The sequence below is a fragment of the Dawidia cretensis genome, from assembly GCF_018598175.1.
GTDB lineage: Bacteria > Bacteroidota > Bacteroidia > Cytophagales > Cyclobacteriaceae > Ohtaekwangia > Ohtaekwangia cretensis.
In genome coordinates, this window is the sequence record NZ_JAHESE010000039.1 from 1 (window position 1) to 18112 (window position 18112).

At 52.7% G+C, this 18112-nt stretch carries 17 protein-coding genes; 4 read left to right on the top strand and 13 right to left on the bottom strand.

What is annotated here, in order from left to right; all coding sequences use genetic code 11:
- Positions 1-25 precede the first annotated feature (25 nt).
- Positions 26-838: an alkaline phosphatase family protein gene (locus tag KK062_RS25790; RefSeq protein WP_254087262.1), complete on the bottom strand. Its 813-nt coding sequence runs from the start codon at positions 836-838 to the stop codon at positions 26-28.
- 132 nt (positions 839-970) lie between these two features.
- Between KK062_RS25790 and KK062_RS25795 the strand changes: the two genes are divergently transcribed.
- The gene (locus tag KK062_RS25795) at positions 971-1249 is read left to right on the top strand and encodes a CBU_0592 family membrane protein (RefSeq protein WP_254087263.1); all 279 of its coding nucleotides are present in this window, start codon (positions 971-973) and stop codon (positions 1247-1249) included.
- Here KK062_RS25795 and KK062_RS25800 read toward each other — a convergent pair.
- Positions 1246-1836, bottom strand: a complete 591-nt coding sequence (locus KK062_RS25800) for a TetR family transcriptional regulator (RefSeq protein ID WP_254087264.1) — start codon at positions 1834-1836, stop codon at positions 1246-1248. The two genes, KK062_RS25795 and KK062_RS25800, sit on opposite strands and share 4 nt — an antisense overlap.
- 137 nt (positions 1837-1973) lie before the next feature.
- Between KK062_RS25800 and KK062_RS25805 the strand changes: the two genes are divergently transcribed.
- Positions 1974-5267 (top strand): SusC/RagA family TonB-linked outer membrane protein, encoded by a 3294-nt coding sequence (locus KK062_RS25805; protein ID WP_254087265.1) that lies wholly within the window; start codon positions 1974-1976, stop codon positions 5265-5267.
- Positions 5268-5299: 32 nt separating this feature from the next.
- Entirely contained in the window at positions 5300-7105 is a 1806-nt protein-coding gene (locus tag KK062_RS25810; RefSeq protein ID WP_254087266.1) for a RagB/SusD family nutrient uptake outer membrane protein, read from the top strand.
- Positions 7106-7186: 81 nt separating this feature from the next.
- Here the strand turns inward: KK062_RS25810 and KK062_RS25815 are convergent, their stop codons facing one another.
- From KK062_RS25815 to KK062_RS25830, 4 genes are all read right to left on the bottom strand, one after another.
- Positions 7187-8236 (bottom strand): LIC11966 family surface protein, encoded by a 1050-nt coding sequence (locus tag KK062_RS25815; protein WP_254087267.1) that lies wholly within the window; start codon positions 8234-8236, stop codon positions 7187-7189.
- Positions 8233-10338: a carboxy terminal-processing peptidase gene (locus KK062_RS25820; protein ID WP_254087268.1), complete on the bottom strand. Its 2106-nt coding sequence runs from the start codon at positions 10336-10338 to the stop codon at positions 8233-8235. Before KK062_RS25820 ends, KK062_RS25815 begins: the two co-directional genes overlap by 4 nt.
- Positions 10339-10459: 121 nt before the next feature.
- Positions 10460-10909 (bottom strand): hypothetical protein, encoded by a 450-nt coding sequence (locus tag KK062_RS25825; RefSeq protein ID WP_254087269.1) that lies wholly within the window; start codon positions 10907-10909, stop codon positions 10460-10462.
- Between the two features lie 61 nt (positions 10910-10970).
- A complete protein-coding gene (locus tag KK062_RS25830; RefSeq protein ID WP_254087270.1) occupies positions 10971-11255 on the bottom strand; it encodes a DUF6496 domain-containing protein in 285 nt (94 codons plus the stop codon).
- A gap of 117 nt (positions 11256-11372) precedes the next feature.
- Here KK062_RS25830 and KK062_RS25835 point away from each other — a divergent pair, with 117 nt between their 5' ends.
- Positions 11373-11891, top strand: a complete 519-nt coding sequence (locus KK062_RS25835) for a PPC domain-containing DNA-binding protein (RefSeq protein WP_254087271.1) — start codon at positions 11373-11375, stop codon at positions 11889-11891.
- Between the two features lie 79 nt (positions 11892-11970).
- Here KK062_RS25835 and KK062_RS25840 read toward each other — a convergent pair whose 3' ends face one another.
- From KK062_RS25840 to KK062_RS25870, 7 genes are all read right to left on the bottom strand, one after another.
- Entirely contained in the window at positions 11971-13185 is a 1215-nt protein-coding gene (locus KK062_RS25840) for a sensor histidine kinase (protein ID WP_254087272.1), read from the bottom strand.
- Between the two features lie 119 nt (positions 13186-13304).
- Positions 13305-13724: a response regulator gene (locus tag KK062_RS25845; protein WP_254087273.1), complete on the bottom strand. Its 420-nt coding sequence runs from the start codon at positions 13722-13724 to the stop codon at positions 13305-13307.
- A complete protein-coding gene (locus KK062_RS25850; protein ID WP_254087274.1) occupies positions 13721-15373 on the bottom strand; it encodes a sensor histidine kinase in 1653 nt (550 codons plus the stop codon). Before KK062_RS25850 ends, KK062_RS25845 begins: the two co-directional genes overlap by 4 nt.
- Positions 15370-16395 carry an ATP-binding SpoIIE family protein phosphatase gene (locus KK062_RS25855; RefSeq protein WP_254087275.1) on the bottom strand — a complete coding sequence of 342 codons (1026 nt, stop codon included), beginning with the start codon at positions 16393-16395 and terminating at the stop codon, positions 15370-15372. The genes KK062_RS25850 and KK062_RS25855 overlap by 4 nt, the downstream gene beginning before the upstream one ends.
- On the bottom strand, positions 16388-16804 hold the full coding sequence (locus KK062_RS25860) for an anti-sigma regulatory factor (RefSeq protein ID WP_254087276.1): 417 nt from the start codon (positions 16802-16804) through the stop codon (positions 16388-16390). The genes KK062_RS25855 and KK062_RS25860 overlap by 8 nt, the downstream gene beginning before the upstream one ends.
- Positions 16782-17177 (bottom strand): STAS domain-containing protein, encoded by a 396-nt coding sequence (locus KK062_RS25865; protein WP_254087277.1) that lies wholly within the window; start codon positions 17175-17177, stop codon positions 16782-16784. The genes KK062_RS25860 and KK062_RS25865 overlap by 23 nt, the downstream gene beginning before the upstream one ends.
- Before the next feature lie 6 nt (positions 17178-17183).
- Complete coding sequence (locus tag KK062_RS25870) at positions 17184-18050, bottom strand: STAS domain-containing protein (protein WP_254087278.1); 867 nt, start codon at positions 18048-18050, stop codon at positions 17184-17186.
- Positions 18051-18112 lie beyond the last annotated feature (62 nt).

The following is an 18112-nucleotide window of genomic DNA, read 5'->3' on the forward strand; positions in this document are numbered from 1 at the left end:
CAACTTCGTCGGCAGCTTCAGATGTTTATATGAGACAGGTGGGCTCGCGGTCGGTTTGGCTGCCGTGGTTTTTGCCGGTTTGCGCATCGCGACCGTGGTCGGTGGTGATGACGATCATCCACTGCTCGCCGTACTGTTGCTCGCGGGCTTTGATGGCTTCCCACACGCGGCCTACCTGGGCGTCGGCTTTTTTTACCGCGTCAATGAACTGCGGGCTGTCGCCGTACATGTGGCCCATGTCGTCGGTATATTCCAAATATACCCACGACAGGTCGGGGCCTTTTTCGCGGATGTAGCGGCCGGCTTCCGTGGAGACGCTTTCATCAATGTCGAACATTCTTTTTTCGCCGGCGGGATAACGTGTTTTATCCAGCTCGAGACCGTCGAAGCTATAGTCCAGTTTGACGTTGCCGGCGGCCGGCAGGCCTTCGCCGACCAGCTTGGTGCGGTTGTCGATCCATGACGAGAAGACGGCGGTTTGCAGCGACGGGTTGGCCTGCTCGGCGATGCGGAAGATGTTCCAGTAAGCATAGTTGGGCTCGCGGATGTCATTGTCCCATACGTTGTGTTTGTGCGACCACACGCCGGTCAGCACGTGGTTGTACCCCACGGCCGACACTGTAGGCGATTGGCTGAAGCCGTTTTTTTCGCCGCCCAGGTAGCTGCGGGTATAGCCCCCGCGCGCGGCGATCTCTTTTAATACGGGCATGTCGGTCTTTTCGATGACGTCGGCCGGGATACCGTCGAGGATCATAAATACGGCCTTGCGCGTTTGGGCAGAGGCGCTCAGCAGTATACAGCAGCAGGCGACTGATAACAGAAACTTAATCTTGATCATAAAATGCTTTGAAAGATTAGTAGTAAATCGGTATGGGCGCATTCGCTATCCATGCTGGTAAAGGTACTACATGAATAGATTGAATGACCATTCAAAATTGAATATCTTCGCGCAGCTAATAAAATCGGGCAGATGAATGAAACGTTAAGTTTTTCTACAGGCGAGATTATCGGATGGACGGGTGTGTTGGCATATGTTACGGCGTATGCGCTGTTGAGCCTGGGATGGATGCGTGCTGAAGGTGTGCCGTATCATTTGCTCAATGCTCTCGGCGGCCTTTGCCTGGTTATTGTTTCGTATACGCTCATGGACATGCCCAACCTGGTGGTCAATGCCCTCTGGATTGTGATCGCCGCGGCGTCGCTTTTGCGTATTTATATCGTCCGGAAAAAGAGTCAGCGACAGGTCTAAAGGCCCAGCAAGGTGAGCGCCTGCCGTTTCATGATGTTCAGTTTGCGGGTATTTTCTGTCGGTGAGTCCACCATACCCAAGTAATAATAAGCTCCTTCGATCAGTGCGAAGATGACCTCTGCCGTTTCCTTTTCATTTTTTATTTGAATGACACCGTTTGCACGGGCTTTGTGGAGCGCGTCCCGCAGTGATTCGCGCAAGGAGTCGTGCAGCGATTTAAACGATGCGCGGATTTTTTTATCGCGGTAGGTGAGGGCGTAGCAGCTATAGAATACGCTGTCGTCGAAGAGCTTGTCCCATGTGCGCGAGAAAAGATTGTCCATCAGGGTGGTAAGCTCTTTTGCCGTGGCATAGTGTCCGCCGTTGGTTTTATAGATGTCGCTATAACGTTCGAGGATGAAGTGGATCAGTCCTTCGATGAGCGCTTCGCGTGTTTTAAAATAGTGTACGATCAGGCTGGGGTTGATTTCGAGGTGATCGGCCACTTTGGCTATCGAGGCATTTTCGAGGCCTATTTTTTTGGCTACTTTATAGAAGGCGAGTATAATTTCCTGTTGTCGTACCTCCTTGAGGCTTGTTCTTCCCATCGTGTTAATGTTTTGTCAAAACTACATTAATTCAATCAGACCCGATATGAAGAGTCTGTTAAATTTTGATTGAATGGTCATTCAATATTTATTCTACCTATACCTTTGGTCGGTAAAACAACATCAATCCCTTTGCAATGAAGCAACTCTACAATCTTTCCCGCCTCGCCCACGCGGTGGTGCTCGCCTGTTTACTGGCGTGCCTTCCAAGATGGGTCATGGCCCAGAACGCCTCGTCTGCGCAGCGTATGACGCTACGTGGTACGGTGACGGATGCTGCCGACGGTTCGCCTGTGATCGGTGCCAGCATCCTGATCAAATCCACCGCTTCCGGCACGATGACCGATGTGAACGGCAGCTTTTCGCTGGACGTTGCAGCCGGTGACGTGCTGGTGGTCACGTTTATTGGATATGTCACCTCGGAGGTAACAGTCGGCAATCGTTCAACGATCGACATTCCGTTGCAAGTCAACTCTACTTCTTTGGAGGAAGTGGTCGTCGTTGGTTTTGGCGAGCAGAAGAAAGCCAACCTGTCGGGTGCCGTTGGTGTGGTCGATAGCAAGGTGCTGGAATCACGTCCTATTCAAAGTGTGGGGCAGGGGTTGCAGGGTGCTGTTCCTGGCGTGAACGTTGACTTTGGCAGTGGTGCGCCGGGTGCGTCGCCGACGATTAACATCCGCGGTATTACTTCGATCAATGGTGGCCAGCCGTTGGTCCTGGTGGACAATGTGCCCATGAGCGTAGCGGACCTGAACCTGATCGCACCGTCGGATATTAAGAGTATGTCGGTGTTGAAAGACGCATCGTCTGCTGCGATTTACGGCTCGCGGGCTGCGTTTGGTGTGATCCTCGTTACCACGAAGAGCGGTGTGCGCGAAGGTTTTACTGTAGAGTACAACAATAACTTTGCGTGGGGAAATGCTACTGTGCTGCCGAACAAAGTAGCGGATCCCTATATTTTTATGCGGACGTTGGAGACCTCTACGAACAACACACCGTGGGATTATGTAGATTATACGCCCACCCAGTATGCGTGGGCTCGTGAGCGCTCTGATAACCCGGCATCTTCCGGGCCGGTTCGTATTGATCCGGACGACAATTCGCTTTGGGCCTATATGGGCAATCGCGACTGGACGAAGTACTACCTCGACAACCCCACGCTGTCGGTGCGCCACAACGTGACGATGTCAGGCAAGTCTGGTACTACGGCGTATTATCTGTCGGGTGCGTACGATTCGCAAAATGGCGCGCTGAAAGTAGCGGATGATAAATATGATCGTTACAGTGTGCGGGCTAAGGTAAATTTTACTCCGTATAAATGGCTGTCGTTTGGTAATAATACGTCGTTGTCTATGACGGAGCGGGTCACACCTTCGCAGTTGTCGATGGAAGACCTTTTCAACCTGTTTCCGACCAGCTGGGACCGCAACCCCGACGGTACGTGGGCTAACACCGACGTAGGCCGTGCTGCCGCGAAGATGGTTGATGGTGGTCAGCGTATTACCCGGATCAATATGTTCCAAAGTACGTTTAGCAGCGAGCTGTCGTTTTTCGAACGCATGTTGCGTGTGAATGCGGACTTTACGGTGCGTCGTGATAACCTGACCAATCGCAGCAACGAAAATAAACTGCTGATCGGCTATGGGCCTGAAGATGTTCGCGAAGAGGGTAATAATACTGCTTCCCGTCTGGGTAACGGTTTGTCATATTATGTTTTGAATACCTATGCCACGTTTGAAAAAACGAAGGGCAAGCATTATATAAACGCCATTGTTGGCTTTAACCAGGAATATAGCCGGCTGGATTCGGTGGAGTCGGAGAAAGTTGGCGTGATCTCGCCGTCGATCCCTTCTATTGGTTTGGCGACAGGCCTGGCCACGGTCGATGAATCGATTCGTGAATGGGCGCTGCGCGGTGGCTTCTATCGTTTGAACTATATCTTTAATGACCGGTATATCGTTGAGTTCGATGGTCGTTATGACGGATCTTCGAAGTTCGCGAAAGACAACCGATTCGGTTTCTATCCGTCGGTATCGGCGGCGTGGAAGGTAGACGAGGAAACGTTCTGGGAGCCGGTTTCTACCGTGGTAAACACGATGAAGATTCGTGGTTCGTTTGGCTCCCTGGGTAACCAGTCGGCCATAGACGAGTATGGCTACTTTCCGCTTTCGTCGCTCAATGAGGGTAAGTATTTGATTGGCGGCGGTCTGCCGTCGACGGTATCGTCGCCCTACCTGGTGTCGAAGAACTATACCTGGGAGGACGTTAAGTCCAGCAACCTGGGGATCGACCTGGGGTTCCTGCAACAGCGTATTACAGCGTCGTTTGATGTATACCGTCGTGACACCGAAGGTATGCTGATGCCGGGCAAGGAACTGCCCGCGGTACTGGGCGTGGCCCCGCCGAAAGAAAATTCGGCAGACCTGCGCACGACAGGCTGGGAGCTGTCGCTAGGGTATGATGATGAGTTCAGTGTCGGTGGAAAATCGCTGCATACGTATGTCAGCTTTGTGATCTCGGATAACAAAACCAAGATCACCCGCTTCGATAACTCCAACCGTAGCCTGACGCAATATTATGAAGGCATGACGCTGGGCGAGGTCTGGGGTCTGCGGAGCGATGGTGTATTTAAGAATCAGGAAGAAATAGCTAATCTTGACGAGTCATCGATCATTCCCTGGGGTGCGTTGGAGATTGTAGAAGGCTGGCCTAAATATAAGGACCTGGATGGAAGTGGCACGATTGAGAAAGGTGCTACTGTAAATGATCCGAAAGATCTTTCGGTGATCGGCAATATCACGCCGCGCTTCCGCTTTGGCTTTACAGTGGGTGCCGAGTGGAACGGCTTCGACCTGCGTGCCTTCTTCCAGGGCGTGGGCAAGATGGACTACTACCCCTCCAATTACCTGTATTGGGGTTTTTATCAGCAGCCGTACGCGGGGGGCTATGCACACTTGCTGGATTTCTACCGCGGCGAAGCGGATAGCGAAGCCCTGCGTGCGCAACACTCGCAGTCGTATATCAACGCGGGCCTGGCAGACGCCAACCTGGATGCCAAGTATCCGGTGCTGCAAGCGTGGCTTGCCGACAAGAACCTAGGTGAGCGCATAGACCAGTCGCAAGGTCTTGCTATCCCTCAAACGAATTATTTGCTGAACGCCGCTTACCTGCGTCTGAAGAACGTCACCCTTGGTTACTCGTTGCCGCATGCGCTGCTGGACCGCATCCATGTCAACAAGCTACGGGTATATGTTAGCGGCGAGAACCTGACGGAGTGGTCGGCGCTGAAAAAGTACTTTGACCCGGAGGCGATCACCAACAATATCGGCAAGACCGATCCGAGCTACCAGCCGACCGGTGATCAGAACGGTTGGGGATATGCGTATCCTTTTCAACGGAAGTACTCGTTCGGTATTGAGCTTCAATTTTAATCTGTCGGATTTACATTCTTACTCTCAACAACATGAAAAAATATAGTATACTGTGTGTTGCGCTCCTGCTGGCCGCGCAGGCTTGCAACGACGACTTCCTGGAGCGTTCTCCACAGACGGAGATTAGTGAAAAGGATTTCTTTCACACGGCTGACGACCTCGATACCTATCTGTATAGTGTGTATAATTTTGGAGGTATCGGCATTTACGTGGAGGATATGTCGACGGATAATACCGCGACAACCGGTGTAACCGAGCTCAAGAACATGATGACGGGGAGCCCGACGGCTGCCAACGTTACGGGAGGATGGACCTGGGATCAGTTGCGCAAGATCAATTATTACCTCGATCACTTTGGCACGGCCACGCTGACCGAGGCGCAACGCAGTCACTATGAAGGCCTGGGCCGGTTCTTCCGGGCTAGATTTTATATGGACAAGGTAGCACGCTATTCTGATGTGCCCTGGTACGAAAAGACGTTGACGCAAGATGATCCGGACCTGTACAAGGGACGTGACACGCGCACAACGGTCGTTGATAAGATCTTTGAAGACCTTGAATTTGCCCGTCAGTACGTGGACGCAGATGCCGGCGAGGACCGTCCGGGTGCTGTCACCAAGTGGGTAGTTCGTGCTTTTATGGCAGACGCTGCCTTGTTTGAAGGCACATTTCGCAAGTATCACACAGAGCTTAACCTGCAATCAACGGCGGATAAATACCTGACGCTGGCGAGCGAAGTGGCGGATGAGGTCATCACCGATGGCGGCTTTGCGCTGTACAATACCGGCAAGCCTGAATCGGATTACGCGTCGCTGTTTACCAGCGGGAGCCTGGAAGGGAACAGTGAGATTATTCTCGGCCGTTTCTATGAGGCGGGGTTGTTAAACAGTGGTTGGTGGGGATATATGTTCGGCAACTATGAGGTGAGTCCATCGAAAGACCTGCAGCAAACCTACCTGATGGCTGACGGCACGCCGTATACCAGCCAGGCAGGTTATGCCACCCATCAGTTTGTGGAAGAGTTCGCAGACCGCGACCCACGCCTGGGGCAAACTTTTGCTTACCCGGGCTGGGAGCTGATCAATAACTCTACATACGCGCAGGGTGCCGGCATTTATATACAAGAATTGTCGCGAAACTTTACCGGGTACCACCAGATCAAAGGTTTTGTAAACAATACCGATACAGATGTGCAGAATAACCTGGATGTACCGCTGATTCGCCTGGCAGAGGTATATCTGATCTTTGCCGAGGCAAAAGCCGAACTGGGTACGCTGACACAGGGTGATTTGGACGGTACGGTGAATCTGCTCCGCGAGCGCGTGGGAATGCCGGCGCTTGCGATCAACCCACCCGTTGATCCTGTGCTACAGGCGCAATATCCCCTGGTAGCCGGTGGACTGGCGGCGGTGTTGCTGGAGATCCGTCGCGAGCGTCGTGTGGAGCTGGCGTTGGAGGGTTATCGTTCTGATGATCTGATGCGGTGGCATGCGGGTAAGCGTTCGGAGATTGAACCAGAGGGACTTTATTTCCCTGGCTTAGGTAAATATGACCTTACGGGTGATAACATCGATGATATCATCTTGCTGCCGGCCGATGCTGAGATTCCCGCGGAAGCCAATAAGGAAAAGAATTCGCTGGGTAAGACGCTGGTCTATTACCGCGTAGGCGCTATTGGCGCAGAAGGCGCTACGTTCTACCTGAAAGATGGTGAGCATGGTAACATTGCCACGGCGGCTGACCTGGGTACTTTTGAAGAGCCTAAGTTCTACTACCGGCCGGTACCACAGCCACAGGTATTGCTGAATCCTAATCTGACGCAGATCATGGGATGGTAAGGGTATGATATTGGCTCCGTTATAAAAAAGAACGCCGCCATAAACGGCGGCGTTCTTAACAATTTGGCGTAGCGTGTTTCGCTATTTATGCGGCACATGACTATTCATAAAGCGTTTTTGGGAGTTATCCCAGTTGGTAAGCACGCCGCTGCGTTTCTTATTGAGATCTTCGTTTACTTTGGTATAATTTTGAACTGCCTGGTTGTAGGTATTTACACTTTTATTGTAGGCGTCTATATCGGCCTGGGTGCGTTTAGCGGCAGGCTTGGCTTCGAAGGTTTTGCGGGCTTTTTCGTGGTCGTCGGATTTGATCATAAAATCCGACAACGCCGTAATATTTCCAGCTTCCATTACCTGAAACTCGAGTATTTTGCGGCATGCGGTTGCCAACGATCCATCGCCTTTATAGGCCTTCACGGTGTCAAGACGTGACAGGCCCTCTTCCGCGTAGCGCTTCATCGCCTCGCGGCTTTGTTCCATGCCGTTTACATCTTTATTATTCAGGGCCGTTATCATATTGCTTTCCTGTACAGTGCTCTTGAAGTGAAGAAGATACATCTTATTCACATAACTGTTCACTTTGCCGGTTTGCTGAAGCTTGCGCGTGAGTTTTGAGCTGTGGGATTCAGATAGGCGCACGTTGTGGCTTGCCGCGAACGTGCGGTAGGTGCTCGTTACCTGGTCATATGCTTCATCGAGGCGTTCGCCTGCTTTTTCCTGCATCAGCAGGTAGGCTTCCATTTCGTCGTACGAGCGCTCGGCTATCTCTTCCATGTCCACAATCTTGCGGTAATCTTCATTGAATACCGAAAGCAATACATTCCAGTATTGTACATAAGCCGTTTTAAGGGTGGCGTCGCCTTCAAAAGGTTTGAGCCTATTACCTTGCGTAATGGCTGTACGCACAGCGGCAATGAGGTCCTGGCGGCGTTTATCCATCTTACGCGCGCGGCCGCCGTGAGCCACCTCGCTCATGTAACTCATATATTTTTCCGAGAGCGTTTCTTCCAGGTCAGACAGAAAGGCCATGTGTTCTACGGCCGTACCCGCGGCATGGGGTTGTTCTTTTGTAAAACCTGAAGAGGTCAGGCTCATCAGTGCAACAATAAGCGCCAACTTAGTGTGTATCATTGTTTTTTAGATTGATTTATTTGATCGTTTATTATATAAAAGCTTTCTTCTATGTATATGTCCTGTAACAGCCGGTTTATCCAGGCGGTGTTGATATTTTTTTTATAATCGTCGGCAGGATCGGCCACCACATCACCTGGTAGCAGGTTTATGCGATAGGCCGTTGTACCGCGTGTTACAGTGGCGCCGGTCGCGAGGGTTTGTTCCTTTTGACTGGCGGCCAGCATATCTTTAAACAACAACGACTCGCTGTCGCCATCCTTCTGCATGAGCCCGGTTGCGTAGTATTGCTGTTGTTTGAATGCTCCGGAAGCTGCCACACGCTCGTCACTTTTCGCACGCACCACTTTCAGCGGTAGGAACAGAAGCGGATCGTAGTATGTCTTTTTTTGTACCGAGTCGGATGGCAGTGTATGCTCCATGTCTTGTTCGCGAACCGGCAAGGCACTTAACAGATCCGGCAGCTGAATATCGGGCACTACGCCTTTGCGTTGTATGGTTTTGCCGTTGATGCGATAGATCTTCTGCACGGTTATAGCCGTATAGCCGAAGGGGCTTTTCGTTACACCGTTGAATTTAGAGCTTGTGTTTTTAGGATCCAGTGGGTGAATCACCTGCGCCGTTGCCTTGCCACACGTGCGACTTCCAACAATAATAGCGCGATGATAATCTTTTAAGGCCGCCGCCAGGAACTCCGATGCCGATGCACTGAGCGCGTTTACCATCAATACCAGCGGGCCGTTATAGATCGTGCCACGATTTATGTCTTTCACGGTTACGATATCGCCTCCTTTGTTTTTCAGTAGCCCGATTGGCCCGGCATCTATAAAGATGCCCGCCATCGCTACGGCCTCTTGTAAAGATCCACCGCCGTTAAAGCGAACATCGAGCACTATACCTTCTATGTTTTCCTTTTTCAATTTAAGTATTGCCGCCGCCACATCGTTCGCACTCTTCGACCCTTCGGTACCGTTCCAGTCCGTATAAAATCCAGGCAGATATATATATCCTATTTTCCGTTCGTCGCCCTGCAGGACGAAGCTTTTCACGATATTATCATCGTCGGACATTTTCTCCTTTTTCAGGAGTGCTTTTGTTTGCTGACCACCCGGGCCATGAAGCTCTATTTCCAATGCCTGATGATTTGATTCGTCGAGTATAAGCCCGGCCTCGTGCGTATCGAGGCCGGCAAGCTCTACCCAGTTACCTCCTTCCCATCGCAGCCGGTCGAGCACATCGCCGGTGTGGATCGCTCCCGACTTCCAGGCGGGGCCCCCTGGAGTAAGCTGATCTACTATCAGGTCGCCCACGTCGTTGGTCTTCAGCTGAAATCCGAACAGGTATCCTTCCGTGCTCAGCTCGCTCATAAAATCTTCCATTTCCTTGGGCGAGAAGTAGTTCGTATGGGCATCGATGGCATTGGCCAGCGCCCGGAGCAGGGTTATTCCCACGTAATTCTCAAAGCCGGCGGCGTTGTTTATTACACGATTGAGCCGGGCAAGGTTTATTGTTTTTACCAGGTTGCGTGTAGCCGGCTCCTGGTTTTTCAGGAATATCGCTTCGGGATCAACGGTATTCCTGCTCCTCGTGTTTGTTAAACGGACGAGCGTTTCGTATTTAAGCAACAGACGCCAGCGCTCAAAAATAAAGGCTTCGTCTTTCGTCCAGAGGGTGTCTTCCCTATAGATTTCCTTTGCGCTGAAATCGAACGCGCGTTGTGTACCCTGGTTTATTGCCTGCGTAGCACGGGCAAGAGCCTTTTGGTAACCTTTGGTGGCTGCCGGCAGGAAGTTCCAGCTTTTGCCGTTTATTTCGTCATCGAGCTTGTCGCGATAGGTTTTCAGGGCTTGCACCTCGCCGTCAGTAAAGATGAGACGCTCCGGATCGAGGCCGTCAATAAAAAGGTCGAACACGGCTGCGGAAAATGTATCGTCTATCGCCGGCGGGCTGTAGTGCTCGGCTACGATCTTGTTTTTGAGCAGGAAGGCCTCTGTCTTAAAATTCATTGTTGCCGGTACATGTCCCTGTGCCCGGACACCGGTACAGATCGCTGCAAGCTCCAGTGTTAGGAGTAACAGGCGACGAAACGAAATACGATACATGGGCGTGAATATACTGAAAACAACCGCTTCGTGTGGTTATGGTTGATGATTATATCTGCCGGTCCCGGAAGAAATTTGATAGGGTTGGTAATTGGCGAAAAGGGGCAACAGACGCGGCGATTTAGGGCAGCTTTTTCCTTTTATTATACCCTAACGCGGCGCCCATGCCAAAGATCATGTGTGCAATGAGGAGTTGTTTGTAGTGGCCGGTATAGTCGGTTTTGGGCGGGTGGGGGTGAAGCCTGAACGTCAACATCCAGCCGCCGATACCGACCAGGCCACTGATGGTGCCTAGTAACAAACCGTTTGTCAAGGTTGGTTTGCCGAGGTTGCGCTGCCAGAGCTGATCGTAGGCCGTTGTGAAAAGCATACCTACACCGTAGTGCACCAGCCAGCCAGCCGGGCTTTTGGTGGGTATAGATTGATCGCCGGGGAGGCGGTCCAACAGCTTGTTGAGGAGCTCGGGCTCGCGGAATTGTTTGCGTTGGTGGTGTGAGACTGCGTAACTGAATGCTGTCATCAATGTAGTGCCGGTGATCGCGGCGCGTGCGACTTTGTCAAGCTGTATCATAGACCTATAAAAAAGGGCCTGTATGACAGGCCCGGTGAAACATACTAAATTTGTCGAGCCGTTAACGTGACCGTTTTTTTGTTGTTTTTTTCGCGGTCTTTCTGGCCGTTCTTTTTTTCGCGGTTTTCTTCGCTGGTCCACGACCGGTTTTTTTTGCGGTCTTCTTCGCGCCTTTTTTTGCCGGCACTTTTGCGCCGGCCTTGCGGGCTTCGGACAAGCCAATTGCAATGGCTTGTTTGCGGCTTGTTACTTTCTTACCGCTGCGTCCACTCTTCAGCGTGCCTTTTTTCTTTTCATGCATAGCACGTCCGACTTTCGTTTGTGCTTTTTTCGAATACTTTGCCATAGTCGTATTTGTTTAAGCGTGTAATTACGATGGCTTGCGAAATAATTATACCCGGCATGCCACGAATGTGGCGGCACGGTATTTTCCCGGCATGGGTAAGAACGTAAACAACCCTCCATGAAGCATCTTGTTCTGACGATATTACTGTTGGTGTCGGCAAGTGCCGCGACACTGGCTCAGTCTGGGCGAAAGGCACAAACGACTATGAAGAAATATACCCGTGTACCGGCAGGCTACCTGATGGTGTTGCGCCAGGGCGATAGCATTTTGAATGAGATCGAGGCGTTGGCGCAGGCGGAGAAGATTCCGTCGGCGACGTTTAATGGGATGGGGTTTGTGAATATCACGTTCGGGTTCTTTGATTTTAAGACGCGGCAATACGACCCGAAAGAGTTTCGCGATGTGGAGCTGGCCTCGATGCAGGGTACGATTGCCTGGCAGAAGGGCAAGGTGTCTTTGCATGCGCACGGTGTGGTGACGGATAAATCGTTTCAGGCGTATGGCGGGCACATTCTGAAAGGGGCTGTTGGTACCGGGTCGGTGGAGATATTAGTGACGGTGCATGATCAACGGCTGGAGCGGGTGTTTGAGGATGCGCTCGGCGCGAATGTGTTGAGCCTGGAGGGGACGAAGTGAGTCGGCAGTTTGAAGACTGCCATCATAGTGGGTCCAAGTCGCCCTCCCTTCGGTCGGAAGACCAGAACCAGACCTTCGGTCAGGTCTTTGGTAATGCTATGTAGAAGGTTGCGCCGTTGCCTTCTTCGGCATGGGCGCGGATCGATCCGCCGTGTTTGGTGATGATGCGTTGTACGATGGAGAGGCCGATGCCTGTTCCTTCAAATTCCCGGGGTGAGTGCAGGCGTTGGAATACGCCGAATAGTTTGTGGGCATAGTCCATGTTGAAGCCTACACCGTTGTCTTTGATGTAGTAGATAATTTCCCCTGGCTCTTCGTAGAAGCCGATCTCAATCAGGGTTCTTTCCTGGCGGCGTGTATATTTTACCGCATTTGAAATGAGGTTTATCCATACTTGCTGCAGCAGTGCGGCGTCGGCCTGAATGGATGGCAGCGTGTGAATGGTGAAGTCGATGTTGCGGCTGGGGCCTTCGGCTTCCTGGGCAGCCTTGCAGACGGCGTGGACCAGGTCGTTTACCGATATTATTGTTTTGATGAGAGGCTTTTGCCCCATGCGGAAAAATGCCAGCAGGTCGTCGATGAGCTGGTTCATGTGTTTGGCATTGGCCATCACGCGTTGTGCGATACCTTTGCCGGTTTCACTCATGCCGTCGAGGTGATTTTCCAGCAGTATGTGCAGGTAGCCGTCGATGGAGCGCAGTGGCGCGCGCAGGTCGTGCGATACGGAATAGGAGAATGCTTCGAGCTCTTTGTTGGCGGTCTCCAGCTGCGTTGTACGCTCTTGTACGCGGGCTTCCAGCGAGCGGTATAGCTCGATGTTCTCCAGGGTGACGGCCGTGATGTCGGCGAGGGATTGCAGCAGCTTCATTTCGGCCGCGTCGGGCATATGTCGGGTGGCCCAATAGTTGCCGATGGCGCCCATGGGGTTCTGTGTGCGGATGGGGACCATGGCCAGGCTTTTCACGAATGTGGGCCGATAGGCTTCGACGGGTATGCGCGGGTCGTTGTAGACATCTTCGATAACGATGACCTGGCGGTTCACCATTGCCCAGCCGCTTATGCAGGTGTCCTGCGGGAAGCGGCTGCCTTTCCAGAGCGGCGAGATGGCATCTTCGTCGGCATAGAAGCACAGGTCGCCGTCGCGTAGCACAAAGGTTGCGCCGTCGGCGCCGGTGAGCTTGCGGGCGGCGGTGCGTACGATGCGCGTGACGGTTTCCAGGTCTCGTGCCAGCGATAACTCCTGTACGGCGGTGACCAGCAGGTCGACACTGGGGTTTTCGACTATAGTTTGCATGGGAAGAAGTATTCGCAATGGAAGATACGAAAATAAATGCAAGTAACAGTAGCCTACAGCGTTGGCACGCTAAGCGAGTCGTGTTTGTTACCGTTTGGCGAAGCGGGTTGGGAGGGGCCTTACGACGATTGGCGCAGCTCGTCCTGCAGCATCTGCCGGAAGCGTTCTACCATGAAGGTACCGTCTTGCAGGGTGAACGGTTTTACAAAGTAGTCGCGGGCGCCTTGTTCCAGGCATTGCTGGCGCTCGTGATCGTTGTTGGAGGTCGAGTAGATCACGACGTGTATGTGACGGAGGTCTGGTAGCTCTTTGAGCATGGTCAGGGTTTGCAAGCCGTTGAGCACGGGCATGTTGAGGTCGAGTACAATGAGGGCAGGCAGGCCGTTGGTCGGTAGCGCTGCCAGGTAGGTGAGCGCTTCTTCGCCGTTTTCGCGAAAGACGACGGCGTCGCCCAGGCCTGCTTCGGTGAAGTACTCCTGCATGATGAAGTGATCTTCCGGGTCATCGTCTACGACGAGTATTTTATAGTCGTGGTTCATGCTGTATGGATATACGATTGTTGGGAGAGGGGCAGTGTTACCAGGAAGCTGGCATATTGGCCGGCTTCGGCGGAGGCGCTGATGCTGCCGTGGTGGAGCTCGGCAATACGTTTGCAGATGGAAAGGCCGATGCCGGTACCAGGATACCGCGCGCGGCTATGCAGGCGTTCGAATAGCTCGAAGATACGATCTTGTTGTTTGGGGTCGAAGCCGATGCCGTTATCGCGTACGGTGATGGCGAGCGCGTCGGGCGTTTGCAAACAGGTAATGTCGATCTGGGGTGTCACGCCGGTCCTGGCGTATTTCAAGGCATTCGACAGGAGGTTGCTGAAGAGCTGGCGGAGTTTGAGCGCATTGCCCCGAATCATGGGCAGTGGCTGTTTACGCACGATGGCGCCTTTGTCTCGGATCGCGATCTCAAAATCCTTCAGTAAGTCTTCGAGTATAGTATCGAGGTTTACGTCACCGAATTCAAACTCGTGCTGGTTAAGCTCGGAGTATGCCAGCAGGTCATGAATTAACTCCTTCATGCGTCCGGCGGCCTGGGTCATGTTGTTGAGGACCTGTACGCCGCTGGCATCGATGGTGTCGCGGTATTTTTGCTGCAGTACGTCGGCATAGAAGAACAGCTTTCGGAGCGGTTCCTGTAAGTCGTGCGAGGCGAGGTGCGCGAACTGCTCCAGCTCGTAGTTGCTGCGGTTGAGCGCTTCGATCTTCAGTTCCAGCTGTTGCTGATGGTATACCAGTTTTTGCTGGGTATCTTTTAATTCGGTGTTGTCTTTTAATGTTTGCTCGACCTGCTTTTGCGCGTGGATGTCGACGATAAAGCCGATCCATTGTGTCGTCATGTCGCGATCGTTCTCGGCCGGCAGAATACTGATCATGTGCCAGAGGTATTTGTCGGTGCTCTTTTGCCGCAGCCGGTATTGTGCGCGCAACGGCTTTTTTTGTATCAGCAGCTGGTTGAGGTCGGAGGCCATGCGGTGCTGGTCGTCAGTGTGTAGCACCTGCTGCCAGCTGGCGATGTCGAGCTGGGTGAGGGGGATGCCGAGGAAGTCTTGCAGCCACTTGTTGGAGAAGGTGATCGTGCCGAGGTGGTTCACGGAGAAGATCATGAGTGGCAATCGGTCGGACAGGAAACGGTAAGACGCTTCGCTTTCGCGCAAGCGTTGGGCGAGGTCTTGCAGTTGGATGTTTTTGCGGCGGATCTCGTCGTAGGGTGAGATGGGCGGTTCTTCGGCGAAGTATTGGGTAAACGATTCGAGCTTCGATGCGCTGATAATGCCGGCGAAGTTGATCTCCAGGTGGATGCTTACTTCGATGCGGGGGCCATTGCGTACAACCTTTACGTTGTCGGCCAGGCGCTTGGCGTACGATACGGCTTCCTGCCATCTGTCGGTGTAGGGCGCGGTGTCGTAGATTATGGCGGTGACTTGCTTGCGGTTGGCTTTGAGGAAGTCGATGCCCAGCATCATAAAGGCTTCCGCGCCGGACTCGATGGCGCAACGGGCGATCTCGGAGACCGCGGTGGCAAAGGTCGTTTGTACGGAAAGCGAGAGGCCACACAGTTCGGCGAGTTTCATAGACCGCTTGTGAGCCAGGATCAGGTCCATTTCATTTTCGAGGCTTACACGTACGATCTCTTTCATCGGCTCGGGTTGACGGTGGCTATGAGGATGGAGGCGTCGTCGTTACGGCGCGAAAAATCTTTATAAAGGCATGCTGCCAGAATGATCGTATCGTGTTTGAAGACGGAGGGGTATTTGGTGATGTCCCAGCGTGTGCGGATGCCATCGGAGCAGAGAATGAGGTGTTGGTTCTTTTCACCGGGAATGCGGGCATCTTTCATGGTGCCGGGGATGTTGAGACCAATGATGCCATTATAGGACATGTAATTTTTGAATTCGAGGCCGGTGTAGGTGCGGTTGCTGATGTTGCCAATACCACAAAAGGTCCACTCATTGTCCGTTTTATTATACGATGCGATTGTCCCGACCATACCCCGCGTTTTTCTTACCTGCTCGTGCACATACCGGAGCATTTCCACGGGCGATTCCGTCTGTGTGGATTGAAATGCTTGCAGTCCGGCCGTCGCCGCCTCGTGCGCCGCCTCGCCATGCCCCAGACCGTCGGCAACGAAAATACGCACGCCGTTTTTTTCATGTTTGACCAGGTGCCCGTCACCTGAGACTGTCTCGCCCGGTTTGGGAACGTTGAAACTGCGGATGCGGATATTCGCCTTTGCTGCCGGCTCACGCTTTGTTGCTGCTATTTGTGCGTAAACAATTGTGCCCCAGCCTTTGAGGGAGTATAGCTCGAAGGTGTCACTCAGGCGTTGTATGGCTCCGAGTCCCTGGCCGAGGGTGTCACGGGTAGAGATGCCATCTCTTAGCATACGCGCCGGGTCGGTCATGCCCGGGCCGTTGTCGATACACAATACCTCGAGCGCGGGATTGTCCGTACCGTTTAGCACGATGCGGTATAGCAGCTCACCGCTGCCGGCGTATTTGATGAGGTTGGATGTAATTTCCGACACGACGATGTCCACTTCGGCAACACGGGTTTTCGGAAATCCGGCCTGGACCACCCGTGAGTGGATCTCGCGTTTTACGATCGCGACATGACTCCGGTCTTCGACGCTATAGCTGGTGAAGTGTGTGGGATTATCCATTTTTCCACTTGATCACCGTAACCTTTGTTCCTTCGCCGACGACAGACTGAATGTCAAATTCACTGACCAGGCGCTTGGTGCCGGGCAGCCCCAGCCCCAGGCTTTTGCCGGTGGAGAAACCGTCTTTCATCGCCAGCGTGACATCCGGTATACCAGGGCCTTTATCTTCAAATATCAGGCGGATGCCGTTTTCTCTGCCTTTGCTGACTACCTCGATGTACACTTTTCCTCCTTTTCCATATTTCAGCATATTGCGTACCAGCTCGCTGGCCGCCGTGATTAGCTTGGTTTGGTTGACCAATCCCATGCCGATCTTCGTGGCGTATTCTTTGACGCGGTTGCGAAAGGGTACAACATCTTGTTCCTTTACGACCGGCATCACGTCCTTATTCAGTATCAGAATAGTCATCCGGAGTTCCCTCGTTTAGTGCAATCTTAGATCGAAGCAGGTCCATTCCCCGCTCGACATTTAGTGCACATTGAACTCCCTTTAGGGGTAATCCCAATTCGATAAGTGTGATCGCGACTGCGGGCTGCATGCCGACCACCACCGTCGCTGCGTCCATGATTTTGGACATCGAGGCGATGTTGCCGATGATGCGCCCCATAAATGAGTCGATTATAGATACGGCGGAGATGTCTATCAACACACCCATCGCGCCGGTCTTGCTTACCATCTGAACGAGGTCGGCTTCCAGGTTTTCTGCCAGGCGGTCATACAGGTCCACCTGGATAGTAACCAACAGAAACGGGCCCATCCGTAGTATCGGTATCTTCTCCATACTATCTTATGCGTTCTCTTTTTCGAATCTGCGTTTTTTCACAACTTCCAGCTGAAGCATGTTGAAGGCTGTGCGCAACGCGCTGGCCAGGCTGGCTTTGGTGATGATTTGGGAGAGGTCGATGCCCAGGTGGACAACGGTTTGTGCAATCTCGGGACGGATGCCGCTGATGATACACTCAGCGCCCATAAGGCGGGTGGCGCTCACCGTTTTGATCAAGTGTTGCGCTACCAGCGAGTCGACCGCCGGCACGCCGGAGATGTCGAGGATGGCGATACTGCTGCCGCTTTCAACAATCTCCTGCAGCAAGTTTTCCATTACGACCTGGGTGCGTGAGCTGTCGAGGGTGCCGATGATGGGCAGGGCGAGGACGCCGTCCCACACGCGGATGACGGGTGTCGAGATTTCTGTGATTTCATCAGTCTGGCGAAGGATTACTTCTTCACGGCCTTTGATAAAGGTTTCAAAGGTGACGATGCCAAAATTATCGATCAGCTTGCCGATCCGGATGGTTTGCGTAAGCACCGTCGCGGGATCTTTTATTTCTTGTTGCAGGGTATCAATCAGGGCGTCTTTGAGGCTGAATACATAGGTGCCGGTTTCGCGGGGCGAAAATCCTTGCTTGGCACGTGATGCGGAAATGCCGGCCAGGATGTCCAGTACGGTGTCGAAATGTGACGACTGCGCGTCGCTCAGGTTTTCATCGGAGAGGTTGGCCAGCAACGCATCCAGCAGCTCTTCGGACTGTACGCGCAGATCATCGTTGCTCATGAGATCTTCGCGCAGGCCTTCTTCGGCTAGCTGGTTTTGCATCCACAGTTCTAAAATTGCCGTCTTTTTCTTCTGGAGAACTTTAATAGATTCGTTTTTCATGAATGGTTATGGGAAGCGTGAAGCAGGCACGCATGCAATATCCCGACCAAATTAAAATAACC